Here is a 14716-nt window from a genome sequence, read left to right as displayed (position 1 = left end):
TCTGCGAGTCCCTCAACTACCCAGGTCATCCACAACGGCCGGTTGCGGTCGAGTTGATAGGAATAAATCGCCGCCATGAACTCACACAAGCTCTTGTGATCTGCGGGCGGCGGGCAGGCGACGCGGCGCACATGGTAGTGCAGCTCGAAGTCGGGATCTTCCACCCAGTAGGGGTGATTCAGACCAAGCGGTGAATCGAGGTACTTCCACCGCAACATCGGCACCAAATGTATCCGGCGTGCCGACTCGGCGTAAAACCTCTCGAAAGACCAGCCCTCCGGATCAGTGGACGGATCGATGATCGCCACCTTGAACGTGTGCATGTAGGCTTTTGACGTCTCCATACCCAGCATGAATGCGTCGACACCGTTTAGTCGTTTCATGACTGCCTGCCTGGGAAGTTTTTGTTTAGCCGCGGCTGACGATCTTCGTTATGGCGCGGGAAAGCGGCTGCGCCAGCCGTGGGGAAAGTCGGTGCAGCAGATACGGGGCCAGGACTTGCGCCGGCGGCGATACGACGATCACACGCGGCCGCGCGATCGCGTCCAGCACGGCCGCGGCGACGGTGTCCGGCGACGCACCGTGCTTGTCGTAGAAGGCAACGATTTTCTCCTGGTCGGCGCCGAGCTGGCCACGCATGATTCCGTCGCGGACGATCCCCGTGTTGATGATCCCGGGGCAAAGCGCGACCACGCGAATGCCTCGCGGGCGCAACTCGGCGTCAAGTGACTCGCTCAACCCCACCACGCCGAACTTGGAGGCACAGTAGGGCGCCATTCGCGCTATCGGGACGAGCCCGGCCTCGGAGGCGGTGTTGACGATGGTCGCCGGATGACCTTGGTCGAGCATCCGCGGCACGAAGGCCTGCACACCGTAGGCGACGCCCAGCAGGTTCACGCCGATCACGCGCTGCCAGTCCTCGACCGTCGTGTGTTCGATGTCACCGCCTTGGCCGATGCCGGCGTTGTTGTGCAGGATGTCGACGCGCCCGTCGTCATCGAAGACAGCCTTGGCCAGCGCCTCGACCTCTTCCGGCCGAGTCACGTCAATCGCGTGATCGACTGCGCCGTCGCCGATCTCGCGTGCAATGTCGGCGGCAGCCTCGGCGTTGATGTCTGCGACGTGAACTTTGGCGCCGTGCCGGGCGAGCAGCCGCGCGGTCGATGCGCCGATCCCCGATCCTGCACCGGTCACGACCGCAGTCTTTCCGGTCAGGTTGATGTTCTTTGCCATAGGGACCTCCTCTAGACGGTGGCCGGCTTCGCCGGGCCGAAGTAAACCTCGAAAAATCGCGCCGTCATCTCGGCGGGTACGGCCAGGTTGGCGTCGTGGTCGCTGCGCACGCAGACCAGGCTCGGGCCGTCGTGTTCGCGCGAGCGCCGCAGTGCGTCGTCGAGGTCCTCGATGCGGTCGACATACTCGCCGCGGCAGCCGAGCCCTTGGGCGACGACGTCCCAGCGGATCTCGCCTTGCGCGGTTCCGAATGTCGTGCCGTACAACTGGAGCTCGTTGATCTCCTCCATCGTCCACGAGCCCTCGGCGAACACGATCACCGTGACATTCACGTTCTCGCGCGCGGCGGTCTGCAATTCCATCACGTTGAATCCGGCGGCTCCATCGCCAGTGACACAGACGACATCGCGGTCGGGGGCGCCCAACTTGGCGCCGATCGCCGACGGAATGCCCGTGCCGAGCATGCCGAGTTCGAGGATCGAGTGATACGACCGCGGCCGCGTCGGCGGCAGCATGCTATGGGCCCACAGCGACGTATTGCCGCCGTCGACGGCGTACACCGCGTCCGGACCGAACACCGCGCCGATCGCGCCGAGTGCGTGCGCGGGATGGATGCCCGGGCCCTGCCACTGCAGGATCGGCGCCGCCATCTGGTTCCGCACCTCCTCGTCGAGCTTGCGGTAGCGCGCCAGATTCGCGCCGTCGCGCGCCCCAAGGTCCGCCGCGCGCAGCCTGGAGGCGATGCCGTCGAGCGCGGCCCGCGCGTCAGCGAGGATGCCTAGGTGCACCGGGCGGGTGACGCCGAAATCGCGTGGGTCGATGTCGATCTGGATCAGCCGCTGGCCGGCCGGATCGCCCCAGTAAACGTCGTAGGGGACGTCGAGGTTGCCCATCCGCGAGCCGGCAACCAGCAGCACGTCGGCCTCGCTGCGCGCGAGGTCACCGGCAGGGCCGAACCCGAACACGTAGTTGGGGTGATCGGCCGGGACGCTCGCGCGGCCGGCCATCGTGCTGATCGCCGGGCAGCCGAGCAGCTCGGCGATCTCGAGCACACGATCGCGTGCGTCGGCGCGATCCACACCCTGGCCTGCGATCAACACCGGGCGCTTTGCCGCGGCCAGGAGCGCAGCAGCCTCGTCGAGCTGGCGATCCGACGGCTGCAGCGGACCTACGCGGTACGAAGCTGGCGGCAGCACAGGCGCGGTTTCTGGGTCGCCCGTTTCGTACAGGATCGGTGCTGGTAGCTCGATGTGCACCGGGCCGGGGCGGCCATTGTGCATCTCGCGGAAGGCCATCCGCAGCACCTCGGGGATTCGCGCCCACTCGAAGATGGGGCCGCCCCATTTCACGGCCGGGCGGAACAGGTCAAGTTGGTCTTGGCCCTGAAACGTCGACGGCGGCGACGGGTAGACGATGCCAAGGCGGTGTTGCGACGTGATCGCCAGCACCGGAATACCCTCGTGCAGGGCCGTGACTACTCCTGGCAGCAGGTTCGCCGAACCCGGGCCGGGATTGCCGAGCACCGCGGCCACCTTGCCTGTCGTCTTGTACAGCCCCTCGGCCATATGCACGCCGGCTGCCTCATGGCGCACCGGCACCATTCGGATGCCGTGCGCCTCCAATTGCGCCAGCAGCGGATCAATCTCCGGCGATGGAAGGCCGAACAAGAACTCGATCCCTTCTGCTTGAAGAGCGCGCGCAAACAGCTCGCCACCGGTGATCTCGGTCATCTCCAACCTCCTGTCGAGGGTCCGTTTCTCATTGGCTGGCTATACCACTGTGCGGCGCGGCCACTTCGGAAATCTTGACAACACAGGACAAATTCTTATCAGTTCAGGACACGCGTCGAGGTAAGCATGCTGTACTGCGGATTGCACCACCCCGCTCCGCCGGACGGCAAGGGCCAAAGTCCCCGCCTCCGCAGGTCCTCGGTCGTTCTTCAGCGAGGCCGTGAAGTTTCCCGCGGGGACCGACGCCACGACAAGGGGGATTGGAACGTTTCGGCCAACGCATGCGACGGCTACCCGATCTTTCCGCAGCATCTCGGCCAACCACTGAAGCCGCTAGTCGGCGCCCAATCCTGCACTAAGTCCAGGATTGTCCTGAACAGCCAAAAGATTGTCCTCAAGTGTCAAGACCGCGACCATGTTGGTGACGCATCGTGGGGTGGGCGGTGAGAAGAAGAGGCACCGTCCTCCGAAACCTTCCGGAGCCGTTGCACGAGAGAGACGTTCGATGACGCTGATGACACGGCGTGGCGGAGCCGAACGTCTGCTCAACACTTTCAGACAAGGAGACTCATATGAGCACAACTCTGGAGACCACCCCTGAACAGTTCGCCGCCCTGATGGCGCGGCCCGCCGATGCGCCGGTGGTGATGGTGAACCTGCTGCAGTTCAAAAAGCCGGGCGGGTTTGAGCGCTACCTGCAATACGGGCAGGAAGTGGCCCCGCACCTCGAACGGGTGGGAGCCCACATCGTCTACGGCGGCACCTCACCCGCGGTCATCATCGGCGACGGCGAGCGGCCATGGTGGGACGCGATCTTGATCGTCGAATACCCCGCGCCCGCGGCGTTCGTCGAAATGGTGACGACTGAGGAGTACGCCAAGGTGCACGAGCACCGCGCCGCCGCACTCGACCGCGGCGACCTGATCGCAACCTCGACATGGTCCGTGGCGGAGTGATCACCGTCGCCGCGGCGATGATCACGCTTGGGCGCCTGATGGGACCGTCGATCGCGCTGGGCGCAACGATCCCGCCCGGCGCCGGGCCGTCGCCGATGCCATCCCGCGCTGCGACGATCACCGCAGCGGCATCTGTCTGAAATAAGCATGGGAGATCACGAGATGAGTTCTTTGCCCTCACTTCAGGGTGTGCGGCACCGGTTCGTCGAGCTGGGCGCCGGTGCCACTATCCATGTGGCCGAGGCCGGGCCGGACGACGGGCCGGCTGTGATGCTGGTGCACGGCTTCCCGCAGAACTGGTGGGAGTGGCGCGACGTCGTGGGGCCCCTGGCATCCGACGGCTACCGGGTGCTGTGTCCGGATTTGCCTGGCGCCGGTTGGAGTTCAGCACCGCCCGATCGCTACCGCAAGATCGACATGGCCGACGACCTAGCAGCCGTGCTGGACCGGTTGGGCGTCGGGCCGGTCAGGCTGGTCGCCCACGACTGGGGCGGTCCGGTGTCGTTCATCATGATGCTGCGCCACCCCGAGAAGGTCAGTGGTTACTTCGGTGTCAACACCGTTGCGCCCTGGCTCAAACCTGATCTCGCGACCCTACGGCACCTGTGGCGGTTCTGGTATCAGATCCCAATCGCGCTGCCGATGTTGGGGCCGCGGGTCATCGCCGATCGGAAGGGACGCTTTTTCAGGTTTCTCATTTCCTGGGTTGGCGGGGGCTTCGCGATGCCCGAGGACGACTTCTGGCTCTACGCCCGACGCATGCGAGAACCGGGTCATGCCGTCGCGGGGTCTCGCTGGTACCGGACATTCCTCGCGCGGGAATTTCTGCCCTGGCTTCGCGGCGAATACGCCGAGGCACGTGTCGAGGTTCCGGTGCGCTGGCTGCACGGCACCGCCGACCCGGTGCTGACCCCCACGCTGCTGCGCGGATACGGTCAGCGCGTCGGCGATTTCGACGTCGAACTGGTCGACGGTGTCGGTCACTGGTTCCCCGAACAGCAACCCGAGCTACTGGTCGACAAGCTTCGAGAGTTCCTAAAAGGCAATACCTAAGGAACCTCGAGCGACTCGGCGCTGTTACTCCTCACGGCTCTGCGGGCACGTGCTGACCGGCTAGCGTCGGGATGCCGCGGCCTGCTCTCGCGACCGCACCGCACGCCGGTAGGCCATGGGCCCGGTTCCAAACCAGCGTTGACAGGATCGGGTCAGCACGCTTTGTTCGGTGTAGCCCAGCTCGCGGGTCAAATGGGACAGATTGATGTCGGTGTCGCGCAGATAGTGCTCGGCGGTGTCGCGGCGAAGTTCATCAATCAGCGCCGAGAACGTCGTGCCCTCATCGAGCAGGCGGCGTTGCAGCGTCTTGGGGTGCTGATTGAACTGCGCCGCAATCACTTCCAGCTTCGCGGCGCCGGTGGGCAACAGCTGGCGGGCGATGGTGCGGACCGATTGGCTCATGTCTGGACCTTTGGCCGCGACCAGGGTGGTGAGGTATTCAACCACCGCCCGGTGCGCGAGTTCGTCGTGGCTGAGCGGGCGGTAAAGGTCGGCGGTGCGGATGGTGAAGCCGGCGGTGGGTTGTGAGAAGCAAGGCCGACAGCCGAAATAGTGCCGGTAGTCGGCCGCGGAAGTGAGCGGCTGGTGGGGCAGGTGCACCGACAGCGGGACATACTGATTCCCAGCCAGAAGCCGCAGCACCTTCAGGGTGACGCCGAGGGAGAGCTCGAAAGTTTGGGCGTGGCCCGGCAAGCGCTGCAAAAGAATCTGGAATTCAAGAAATGACCGATCGGGGCGGTCGCTCACCGGCCCGACATGGAACGACAGACCCGGGCTGTAGGCGGCCATGAAGTTGGCAAAGATCGTCATCGCATCGCCGACTGTTGCTGCCGTGCGGGCCGCCACGCCCACTGGCCCGAGGATTTCGATGCCTTGCCGCAGGGCCAGTCGCCGGCCGAAATCTGGTGTTTCCGTGGCTTCGGCGGCCAATTCGACGGCTTGGATAGCGCCGCGCAACGGCACGAAGACGCCGTACTCGGCGATATCCTGCAGCCGTATCCCGGCGCTGTGCAACAGCGGTTTGGGATCACCGCCGAGCTCGACGACCAGCTGCGGGTAATTCGACAGCGCCGTGCCGCGCACCACCGACATGTCCTGAAATGCTAATAGCGCCGCCCCGATGCCGGCGCCGATCGCCATTTCCGGGTCGACGCCGGGTGGACGATCGCAAGGGCCCCGTCGATCGCTCCGATACCGGCGTGACCAGGCACCTTATGGTTAGGTAGCCACGGCCGAGGCGGCGCGCCGCGTAGGTAGGGACGGGCGACGGATGGAACTGCTCCTCGGTACGTCTGCCGGGTGAAGTTTGACCAAGGCCGTTGCGACATTCGCCGCGTCCGTCGCGATACCGGCTGAAGCGATGCGGCCGGCCCGCGCGGACTGCCACGATGGAATCCGTGCGCGCGTTCGCCTGCCCCGTCTGCCGTGGCTTCGTCCCATTCGAGTCGCCGCGCTGCCCGAATTGCTTGGCAGAACTTGGATTGCATGTCCCTAGCCGCACTATGGTCGCGACCTCGTCGGGCGCCGCGGTTATCGACGGCCAGATCTGGATTGCATGCACAAAGGCGGCCAGCCTCGGCTGCAACTGGTTGGTGCCTCAAGAACAGGAACTGGGCGGTCAGCGGGGACGATGTCTGGCGGATTCCTTGATCCGCCGTGAGCCCGACGCCGATGACACCGTCGCAATGGAAAAGCTGGTGTCCACCGGAATCGCCCTGCGGCGGTTGATTTATCAGCTCATTGACATCGGCTTGCCGGTCGATCCGTTCTGGCGGAAAGACGGAGGGCTTGCGTTTGATTTGCTGTCCAGTTACAGCGGCGGTGGACGTGTGGTGATCGGGCACGCCGGCGGGGTAATCACGATCGATCTGGTCGAGTCGCTGGACGCCTACCGTGAGTCGCTTCGGGTCCACCTCGGTGAGCCGTACCGCACCATGCTGGGTCACTTCCGCCACGAGGTCGGCCACTATTACCAGAACATTCTGGTGGAAACCGATCCCGGAGCAGCGCGCTATCTTGACGAGTGCCGCGAGATCTTCGGCGACGAGCGTGCCGATTATCAAGACGAGATCGCACGACACTACAAATTCGGTGCGCCGGCGAACTGGGGTGACTTCTACATTTCCGAGTACGCAACGATGCACCCCTGGGAGGATTTTGCCGAGTGCTTCGCCCACTATCTGCACATCACTGGCACCATCGACACCGCCCGGGAGTCCGGACTGATCTTGCATGCCGACAGGGTCCGTTTCTCGGTTCAACGGGACGTCGTTCCGCTCCTGTCCTACGAGGACGCCCCGATCGAGCGGCTGCTGGAGGACTGGAAGTGGTTGTCGCTGTGCTTCAATCGGGTGAACACCGCCATGGGTAAGAATCCGCTTTACCCATTCGACATCCCGCAGGCGGTGGTCCGCAAGCTGGCGTTCGTACACAAAGTGATCCGCGAGACGGCTCGCACAGCGGCAGCTGGTCACTAATACCTGGAAGCGACGAGCGCGGGCATGCCAGGCTGAGACAAGGTGCAGCAAGGAGAGTGGGATGTGTCGGTGGGTTGGATACCTGGGCGGCCCGATCGCGCCCAGGGAGCTGCTACATGACCCGGAGCGCTCACTTATCGAGCAGAGCCGTAGGCACGCGCCGAACATGGAGATTCCCAACGGGGACGGCACAGGGCTGGGCTGGTATGAGCACCGTGCCGAACCGGCGCTATTTCGCAGCATCACCCCGGCGTGGGGCGACGAGAATCTTTTGGAACTGGCCAGCGAGGTCCGCACCCGACTGTTTCTTGCCCATGTTCGCGCGGGGACTGGGACACCTGTGCAGCAGACCAACTGTCACCCGTTCCGCTACCGCAACTGGCTGTTTGTGCACAACGGACACGTCGGCGGATATCAGCGGTTGCGCCGCGATCTGCTGTTCGCTGTGCGCCCCGACCTGTTCGGCAACATAGCGGGGTCTACCGATTCGGAGCTGCTATTTCACCTCGCACTCACCTTCGGTCTCACGGATGACCCGATCGCGGGGATCGCGCGGATGGCAGGTTTCGTCGAAACGGCCGCCGCGGCGGCCGGCGTGAGTGAACCCGCGCTGCAGATGACGATCGGGGTCAGCGACGGCGTGCGCCTGTACGCGGCCCGTTATGCCAGCGGACCGGAAGTGAACACGCTGTTTGTGAGCGAAGATCCAGAGTCAGTGCGCATGCTCTACCCCGACAACGAGCGGCTGATGCACTTCGGTGATGATGCCCGGGTGGTGGTTTCTGAGCCGTTGACCCATCTGCCCGGGGTGTGGCGGGAAGTGCCCGCCGGGACCGCACTGATTATCGGCGAGGACATCGAAGAGCGACCGTTCCAGCCGATTTGACTGACCGAACTGCGTCTGGGGTGCGGTTTTAGGTGGTGGGGGCGGGCGGGGCTCGAACCCGCGACCAACGGATTATGAGTCCGCGGCCAGCGTCTCGCCGACCAGCGGAGCCGGTTAGCTGATTAGCCCATATTTCCTGTGACACAACGAATATGGCCGTCGCCGGTACCGCTGCCGACACGCCGACCCATGCACGAGCGATGTGCCTTCGACGCTCACATCTGGCGACGCGGCCGATCAACCAGCACCCGCTGTCCGTCTCGCCACCGAACGACCCGAATCTGATGGCCGGTTTGCACGCCGGTGACCGGATCGACACGAAACCGACCGAACAAGGTGGTGGTATCGAGTCGTTGCGACGCGGCCAGCACCGGCAGGGATTCAACCGTGCCGGCTTCCTTCACGCAGCGCTGCCAAACGACACCTGCGGCGAAGGCCGCAGCAGCCGGATAGGGCGGCTCAGTACCGTTCGCGTCCCGGTAACACTGGCTGAACCACGCGCTGTTGGGTCCGTCCGCGGGATGATCTGTCCCGTCGTCGAACCACTGACACGGTCCGTAAAGCCGCTCGACGCGATCACCGATGGCGTGCCGGAGGTCATCGACCCCCGCGGCGACCAATCCAACTGCACGCCAACGGCGTTCGCTGCCCCACTGCGCGATAGCGATGTCATCGTCGAAAGAACCTGCCGATAGCAGCACATCGCCCGCCGGGACTTGCGCCAGCACGTCTCTCGCCCGGCCCGGCCGAAAAGTTACCGACCGCCTCAGTAGACCGAGTCGCCGCGCCGCCATCGCCGCACCTTCGGCCACCTCGCGGCCGAACCCCGTGTCGACGTGCATTATTACCACTTCTGACCCCTCACCAAGACCTTCGGCGACAAGGGTTTCGAGCACTGCGGCGAGATAGCCGTAAGCGGGAGACTCCCCGTTGACGACACGCGGATACGCCGGCCGCGCCAGCCGGGCGGTGGCGCCACCATGGTTCCAGACGACCCCTTTGCTTGCGGCCGCGGCCGCGAGCGCGGGTCCCGAACCGTAGGGTCCGAACACCACGTCGGGCCGTTTAGCCTCGGCGGCCCGTATCGCGGACGCCGCGGAGGGATAAGCGTCGATGACTTCCAGACTTACTCCGGAACGGTCGGCCCAGAGCGCAAGGGCGCTCGCCCCTGCCTTTCCGAATCTGGCCAGCGGGCCCGACAGCGGGGTAACCAGGACGGCACGAGCCACCACGCCCACAACATAAGCGCATCGAACAACCGCCCGACTCCCGGGGAGTACGGATCGTCGCATTCCACCGCGGTTCGACACCGTTGCTGGGGCGCTGACAAACCCACCCCCGACACATCTAACCCTTTGCAGATTCATCCGCCTCGGCCATTGACGCACCAGAACTTCGAGGCGCTTTGCCCACGTCGGCCAGACCGTGTCGCCGCGCGAGGGGACGACGTCAGGGGAGGGCGTGCGGAGTCACGAGGAACTTCTCTCCGGTCGCTCGCTTGACGTATTCGTTAAACGCATCGGGATTGAGCATGCCTGCGAGTGAAACCTCCCGGGTGTAGCTACTCGCGAACGTTGTGGTGAGCTCCGCGGCCACCCGAGCGCGCAGCCGACCAAAGGTCTCGGCCCCGGCGCCCTGAAGAAAGGGGGTCAGCAGCCACCCGCCGACGCCCCAAGCCATGCCGAAGTTCCTGGTAAGCACCGTGGGACTGGTGTCCAGTGCGCCGTAGATGTACACCTGCTTGTGGACGTTCGACCCGTAGCGTGAGTATTCCGACGCGGTCGAAGTGGCCGCCTCCTCCATGCCGTTGAGGATCTGGCTTGCCAGCGTTCCACCACCTGTGGCGTCGAAAGCAAGGGTCGCGGATGTGGCTTTGAGAGCCTCGACGAGATCTGTGGAGAACGACGGCGATGCCGAGTTGAGGACATGCGTTGCGCCGAGCGACCTCAGCAGCTGCTCTTGATCGGGCTTGCGGACGATATTGACCAGCGGTATCCCGTCTTTCTGGCAGAGCTTGACCAGCATTTGGCCGAGGTTCGATGCGGCGGCGGTGTGCACGAGGCCGGAATGTCCTTCGCGGCGCATGGTTTCCGTCATTCCCAGTGCCGTCATCGGATTGACGAAGGACGATGCCCCATCCCGTGCTGTGGCCCCCTCGGGCAGGACCAAACATGCGGAAGCGTCGACCGCTCGGTATTGCGAGTACATCGCACCGCCCGCAATCGCCACCGTTTTTCCGACGAGGGCCTGGGCCGCTTGAGACTCCCCCGCGGCCACCACGGTGCCTGCGCCCTCATTACCTACTGGAAGCGATTTGTCGAGTCGCGCCGAAAGCGCTCCTAGGGAGGCCTCTCCGACCGAGGCGGTGACGATGGGACGTTCTGGCGTGCCCGATACCGTCGCGGTAGTCATGTCCGCGCTTGCAATGAGAAGGCCCAAATCCGACGGGTTGATCGGCGAGGCTTCCACACGCACCAGCACCTCGTTGGCGCCCGGGTTTGGAACTGGAACCTCGTGCAGCGAGAGTTCGAGCGCGCCACCAGATGTCACCAACGAACGCAGCTCTAGGGCAATATCAGGCAAATCTCCGGCCATGGGTGGTGCCTCGTTCCTGTTTCCGACGGATGCTCAGATCATATGAATTCGCAACGCCGTCAGAAATCTTCCCTGGTCGTGGCGAGCCGGCACCCGGCCGTCTCCTAGTCCGGCGCGCGACACGGTTGTGCCGCGCGACGTCTACGCGGTTTATTTCGATGCCGCGACACCCCACCAGTATGGGCCGATCAATTGGCACCTCAAACCGTCCGAATCGATCAACACGACCGACCACGTCACTCGGGGAATTATGGTCACTTCGTGAGGCGCCGAACAGTGCTGAAGCTGCCATTGCTGCTCGCGGCAGGCCAGGCGCTGACCCAGCCACCCCGCGCCGCCGCAGAACAACACCGGTGGTCGCCTGACCGAGCCAACCGCTGGTATCAAGCGCAAGGCTGGCTTGTCGGCGCCAACTACATCACCTCGAACGCCATCAATCAGCTCGAGATGTTTCAGGCCGACACCTTCGTCCCCGGGCGCATCGATACCGAGCTCGGCTGGGCCCAATTACACGGGCTGAACACCGTGCGGGTCTTCCTCCACGATCAGCTCTGGGCCCAAGACCATCGAGGCTTCCAAAGCCGTCTCGCGCAACTTGTCAGCATTGCGGCCCGCCACCGCATCAAACCAATCTTTGTCTTCTTCGACTCATGTTGGGATCCGTTCCCCAAACTGGGACGGCAGCGTGCCCCGAAGCGTGGGGTCCACAACTCCGGTTGGGTGCAAAGCCCAGGCGCAGAACACCTCGATGACCTCGACTACCGTCGCACTCTGCTCAACTATGTCACGGGAGTGTCGAACCAATTCCGCACGGATGACCGCGTCTTGGCTTGGGACATCTGGAATGAGCCCGATAATCCTGCCCGCGCGTATCGCAAGGTCGAGAGGAAAGACAAGCTGGACCGCGTCGCCGACCTGCTCTCGCTGGCGTTCGGGTGGGCACGTTCGGTTGATCCGAGTCAACCGTTAACGAGTGGCGTGTGGGACGGCGAGTGGGGGGATCCCCAGCGCCGCAGCGAAATCGCTAGCATCCAACTGGACAACTCCGACGTGGTCACCTTCCACTGCTACGACAAACCAGCAGGTTTCGAGGCCCGGATCGCCGAACTGTCCCCATTGGGGCGGCCGATCCTCTGCACCGAGTACCTGGCACGGACGCTGGGTAGTACCGTTGACGGGGTCCTGCCAGTTGCGAAGCGGTACAACGTTGGTGCGATCAATTGGGGGTTGGTCGCTGGTAAGACCCAGACCTACTTTCCATGGGACTCTTGGGATCACCCGTACCCGACGGCTCCGAAGCTCTGGTTTCAAGACCTGCTCCAACCCGATGGACGGCCATACCGGGACACCGAGATTCAAACGATCAGCAAGCTGAGCAGGCTCTAACCACTCTGCGAACGTGGTTTCCGCCCTATCTTTTCAGCCACCCCGGCAACCCGTCGGCGATGACCGCCATCACGGCCTGATACCTCTGCTCGGCTCATCGGTGCACACGCACAGCGAGGTAGTACCCGTGCCGACGGGTGTGGTCGACGGTATAGCCGATCGCCTTCGCGACACCGTCACTATCGAGATCCAACCAGCGCTCGGTGCGCTGGCGCTCAAATTCACTCCAGGACGCCACGGTGAACCTTTCGAGGAGCGTGTCGGGTTGTCCGACACTGTGATACAGCCGCCAACTGTGGCCACCCGTTCGCATCCTTGATCGCCTGACCGCGCTCATCGCCTCGACGAATTTTTCGAGGTTCTCGGCCGGCACTCGATAGCGGACGGCCACAAGCACCGGTCCATCGTTAGGACATGGTTCAAACACCAGCGTCGGTGTCGGCCAGGCAGTGGAAACCTCGACGCTCAGCTTCCCGGTGGACGGCCGCAACGGCAGCGCGGGCACACTCAGTGCAACAGCGCCCAGCGCCACCGCCGACCAGAGCAGCGCGGTGTCAAGTCCCGCCCGGGTGGCAACGGCACCCCACATGTAGGAGCCAATTGCCTGAGATCCGGTGGAGACCAGCAGATACACCGACAAACCCCGGGCCATAACCCATCGCGGCAACGACAACTGCGCTGTCGCGTTCAACGTCGTCAACGTGATCAGCCAGGCCATCCCCGACAACATCAGAAAAGGCGTCGCCGCCGCGAACGGCAGCCAGATCACCGCCAGCGGCGCAATACCGTAGGCGGCGGCGGAGGCCGCCAGCAGCACGTTGTGTGACACTTTCCAGCGTAAGTGTGCGGGAAACGCCACAGCCAGTACGGAGCCAAAACCGATGGCCCCTAGCGCCATACCATAGCCACTGGCTCCCAGGTGCCATCTGTGGGCGGCGGCCAGTGGCAACAGCGCCAACAGGGCAGAGGCGGGGAATAGGAAAAGGGCTGTGCGCGACAAGATCCTGCGGAAGTTTGGAGCGTTAACAACGAATAGCAGTCCGCTAATGATGGCCTGGCCGAGGTGCTCTCGTTCGATTGGCGCGAGTTGCTTAGGTCGTTTCCACCCTCTCAGGGCAACGATTATTCCCGCGAACGACACGGCGTTGATCGCGAAGACTGCGGCGGGGCCGACCAACGCCACGGCGATGCCGCCAATTGCCGGTCCGATCGCTCGTGCGGCGTTTGCCGAGACGCTGGCCAAAGTCGCGGCGGCCGGTATCTGCTCGCGCGGAACTACCTCGGGCTGAATCGCCTGCCAGGCCGGTCCGGCTAGCGCAGAAGCGCAGCCGATGGCCACGGTAAACATCAATAGCGACGTCGGGCCAAGGCGACCGAGGTTTGTCACCACTGCCAGGGCTAACGTCACTAGCACCGCATACGACTGCATAAATATCAGGAACCGGCGCCGGTCGAACAGGTCGGCCAGCGCTCCGGCGAACAATCCCAAAAGCAGCGTCGGGCCGAGACTCGCCGTCTGCACCAGTGCGACGATGACGGCGCTGCTGTGCTCTTCCACTAAGAACCATTGGGCCGCCACACTTTGCATCCACGTCCCGATGTTGGAGACGACCTGCGCGATAAACAGGTTTCGGTATATGCGATCGCGCAACGGTGCCCATGGCGACGGTTGCACACCATCGGCACGCATCTGATCCTGAATCACCACTGAACCGATTGTCGACAATCCGTCTGCTCGGCCACTTCGCAACAACGAAGCTGACTGGCGCCACCCATTGCCGCAACGAACACGGTGGGCGTGGTTGGCAAAGGCGGGAGGGGTTCGATGTCTGACATTCGGGCAACGCCTTTCGCGTCGTGCATCGATTCGAAGTTTAAGACACCCGCTCAGCGGGCGCCCCACGGATTCTCACCCCGACAATTCCCTTGTCACCTATGCGCTTTTTCGAGCCCACTGGCTGCCAGATGGCTAGATGGCTTCCAATCTCCCTCGCGGATTCTGCACGGCTGGTGCGCGCGGCGGTCTTGACTAGACCGTCGCCGGTGAAAAGCGGACGGCGTGCGCCGGTACGCGGCCCGTTGTGCCAGCGGACCCGAAGTGAACACGCTGTTCGTGAGCGAAGATCCGGAGTCAGTGCGCATGCTCTATCCCGACAGCGAGCGGCTAATGCACTTCGGTGACGATGCCCGGGTGGTGATTTCTGAGCCGATGACCCATCTGCCCGGGGTGTGGCGGGAAGTGCCCGCCGGAACCGCCTTGATTATCGGCGAGGACATCGAAGAGCGACCGTTCCAGCCGATTTGACTGACCAAACTGCGTCTGGCGTGCGGCCTTATACCTCTGCTCAGCCACGCTCAACTCCCTCATCGAAGGAGTGTCAAGGATCAGCCGAAACCGCT

The 14716-nt window shown here is 63.9% G+C and carries 14 protein-coding genes; 7 read left to right on the top strand and 7 right to left on the bottom strand.

Going from position 1 to position 14716, the window contains the following annotated elements; genetic code table 11:
* The 3 genes from VEI45_RS04515 to VEI45_RS04505 form a co-directional block, all read right to left on the bottom strand.
* Positions 1-383, bottom strand: a 383-nt coding sequence (locus VEI45_RS04515) for a wax ester/triacylglycerol synthase domain-containing protein (RefSeq protein ID WP_324850528.1), incomplete at its 3' end; no start/stop codon positions are given.
* 25 nt (positions 384-408) lie between these two features.
* Positions 409-1233, bottom strand: a complete 825-nt coding sequence (locus tag VEI45_RS04510) for an SDR family oxidoreductase (RefSeq protein ID WP_324850527.1) — start codon at positions 1231-1233, stop codon at positions 409-411.
* Between the two features lie 11 nt (positions 1234-1244).
* Positions 1245-2963, bottom strand: coding sequence for a thiamine pyrophosphate-binding protein (locus VEI45_RS04505; RefSeq protein ID WP_324850525.1), 1719 nt, complete (start codon positions 2961-2963; stop codon positions 1245-1247).
* Positions 2964-3535: 572 nt separating this feature from the next.
* Between VEI45_RS04505 and VEI45_RS04500 the strand changes: the two genes are divergently transcribed.
* The 3 genes from VEI45_RS04500 to VEI45_RS04490 are packed head-to-tail and all read left to right on the top strand — an operon-like array spanning position 3536 to position 4972.
* Complete coding sequence (locus VEI45_RS04500; RefSeq protein WP_324850523.1) at positions 3536-3919, top strand: DUF1330 domain-containing protein; 384 nt, start codon at positions 3536-3538, stop codon at positions 3917-3919.
* Positions 3916-4059, top strand: a complete 144-nt coding sequence (locus VEI45_RS04495; RefSeq protein ID WP_324850521.1) for a hypothetical protein — start codon at positions 3916-3918, stop codon at positions 4057-4059. Before VEI45_RS04500 ends, VEI45_RS04495 begins: the two co-directional genes overlap by 4 nt.
* A gap of 22 nt (positions 4060-4081) precedes the next feature.
* Positions 4082-4972, top strand: a complete 891-nt coding sequence (locus tag VEI45_RS04490; RefSeq protein ID WP_324850519.1) for an alpha/beta hydrolase — start codon at positions 4082-4084, stop codon at positions 4970-4972.
* A gap of 60 nt (positions 4973-5032) precedes the next feature.
* Here VEI45_RS04490 and VEI45_RS04485 read toward each other — a convergent pair whose 3' ends face one another.
* Positions 5033-6064 (bottom strand): AraC family transcriptional regulator, encoded by a 1032-nt coding sequence (locus VEI45_RS04485; RefSeq protein ID WP_324850534.1) that lies wholly within the window; start codon positions 6062-6064, stop codon positions 5033-5035.
* Positions 6065-6369: 305 nt separating this feature from the next.
* Here VEI45_RS04485 and VEI45_RS04480 point away from each other — a divergent pair, with 305 nt between their 5' ends.
* Together VEI45_RS04480 and VEI45_RS04475 are read left to right on the top strand one after the other, a co-directional pair.
* Positions 6370-7449, top strand: coding sequence for a zinc-binding metallopeptidase family protein (locus VEI45_RS04480; RefSeq protein ID WP_324850532.1), 1080 nt, complete (start codon positions 6370-6372; stop codon positions 7447-7449).
* Between the two features lie 61 nt (positions 7450-7510).
* The gene (locus tag VEI45_RS04475; RefSeq protein ID WP_324850517.1) at positions 7511-8335 is read left to right on the top strand and encodes a class II glutamine amidotransferase; all 825 of its coding nucleotides are present in this window, start codon (positions 7511-7513) and stop codon (positions 8333-8335) included.
* A 215-nt stretch (positions 8336-8550) separates the two neighbouring features.
* On the opposite strand, the gene VEI45_RS04470 is transcribed toward VEI45_RS04475, so the two are convergent.
* Both VEI45_RS04470 and VEI45_RS04465 read right to left on the bottom strand, forming a co-directional pair.
* Positions 8551-9567 carry an ABC transporter substrate-binding protein gene (locus tag VEI45_RS04470; RefSeq protein WP_324850515.1) on the bottom strand — a complete coding sequence of 339 codons (1017 nt, stop codon included), beginning with the start codon at positions 9565-9567 and terminating at the stop codon, positions 8551-8553.
* Positions 9568-9784: 217 nt separating this feature from the next.
* The gene (locus VEI45_RS04465) at positions 9785-10930 is read right to left on the bottom strand and encodes a zinc-binding dehydrogenase (protein WP_324850513.1); all 1146 of its coding nucleotides are present in this window, start codon (positions 10928-10930) and stop codon (positions 9785-9787) included.
* Positions 10931-11191: 261 nt separating this feature from the next.
* Here VEI45_RS04465 and VEI45_RS04460 point away from each other — a divergent pair, with 261 nt between their 5' ends.
* Positions 11192-12316 (top strand): 1,4-beta-xylanase, encoded by a 1125-nt coding sequence (locus VEI45_RS04460; protein ID WP_324850511.1) that lies wholly within the window; start codon positions 11192-11194, stop codon positions 12314-12316.
* A gap of 94 nt (positions 12317-12410) precedes the next feature.
* Here VEI45_RS04460 and VEI45_RS04455 read toward each other — a convergent pair whose 3' ends face one another.
* On the bottom strand, positions 12411-14024 hold the full coding sequence (locus VEI45_RS04455) for an MFS transporter (protein ID WP_324850509.1): 1614 nt from the start codon (positions 14022-14024) through the stop codon (positions 12411-12413).
* Between the two features lie 390 nt (positions 14025-14414).
* Between VEI45_RS04455 and VEI45_RS04450 the strand changes: the two genes are divergently transcribed.
* The gene (locus VEI45_RS04450; RefSeq protein WP_324850507.1) at positions 14415-14621 is read left to right on the top strand and encodes a hypothetical protein; all 207 of its coding nucleotides are present in this window, start codon (positions 14415-14417) and stop codon (positions 14619-14621) included.
* Positions 14622-14716 lie beyond the last annotated feature (95 nt).

The sequence above is a fragment of the Mycobacterium sp. genome, from assembly GCF_035623875.1.
Lineage (GTDB): Bacteria > Actinomycetota > Actinomycetes > Mycobacteriales > Mycobacteriaceae > Mycobacterium.
The sequence above is the reverse complement of the archived record's forward strand: the minus strand, read 5'-3'. Positions and strand labels throughout refer to the sequence as shown.

Bases quoted from the DNA above. Each gene is read 5' to 3' on its own strand.
- VEI45_RS04490 (WP_324850519.1), top strand. From the start codon at position 4,082: ATGAGTTCTTTGCCCTCACTTCAGGGTGTGCGGCACCGGTTCGTCGAG.
- VEI45_RS04485 (WP_324850534.1), bottom strand. From the start codon at position 6,064: ATGTCGGTGGTGCGCGGCACGGCGCTGTCGAATTACCCGCAGCTGGTC.
- VEI45_RS04500 (WP_324850523.1), top strand. From the start codon at position 3,536: ATGAGCACAACTCTGGAGACCACCCCTGAACAGTTCGCCGCCCTGATG.
- VEI45_RS04475 (WP_324850517.1), top strand. From the start codon at position 7,511: ATGTGTCGGTGGGTTGGATACCTGGGCGGCCCGATCGCGCCCAGGGAG.
- VEI45_RS04510 (WP_324850527.1), bottom strand. From the start codon at position 1,233: ATGGCAAAGAACATCAACCTGACCGGAAAGACTGCGGTCGTGACCGGT.
- VEI45_RS04465 (WP_324850513.1), bottom strand. From the start codon at position 10,930: ATGGCCGGAGATTTGCCTGATATTGCCCTAGAGCTGCGTTCGTTGGTG.
- VEI45_RS04505 (WP_324850525.1), bottom strand. From the start codon at position 2,963: ATGACCGAGATCACCGGTGGCGAGCTGTTTGCGCGCGCTCTTCAAGCA.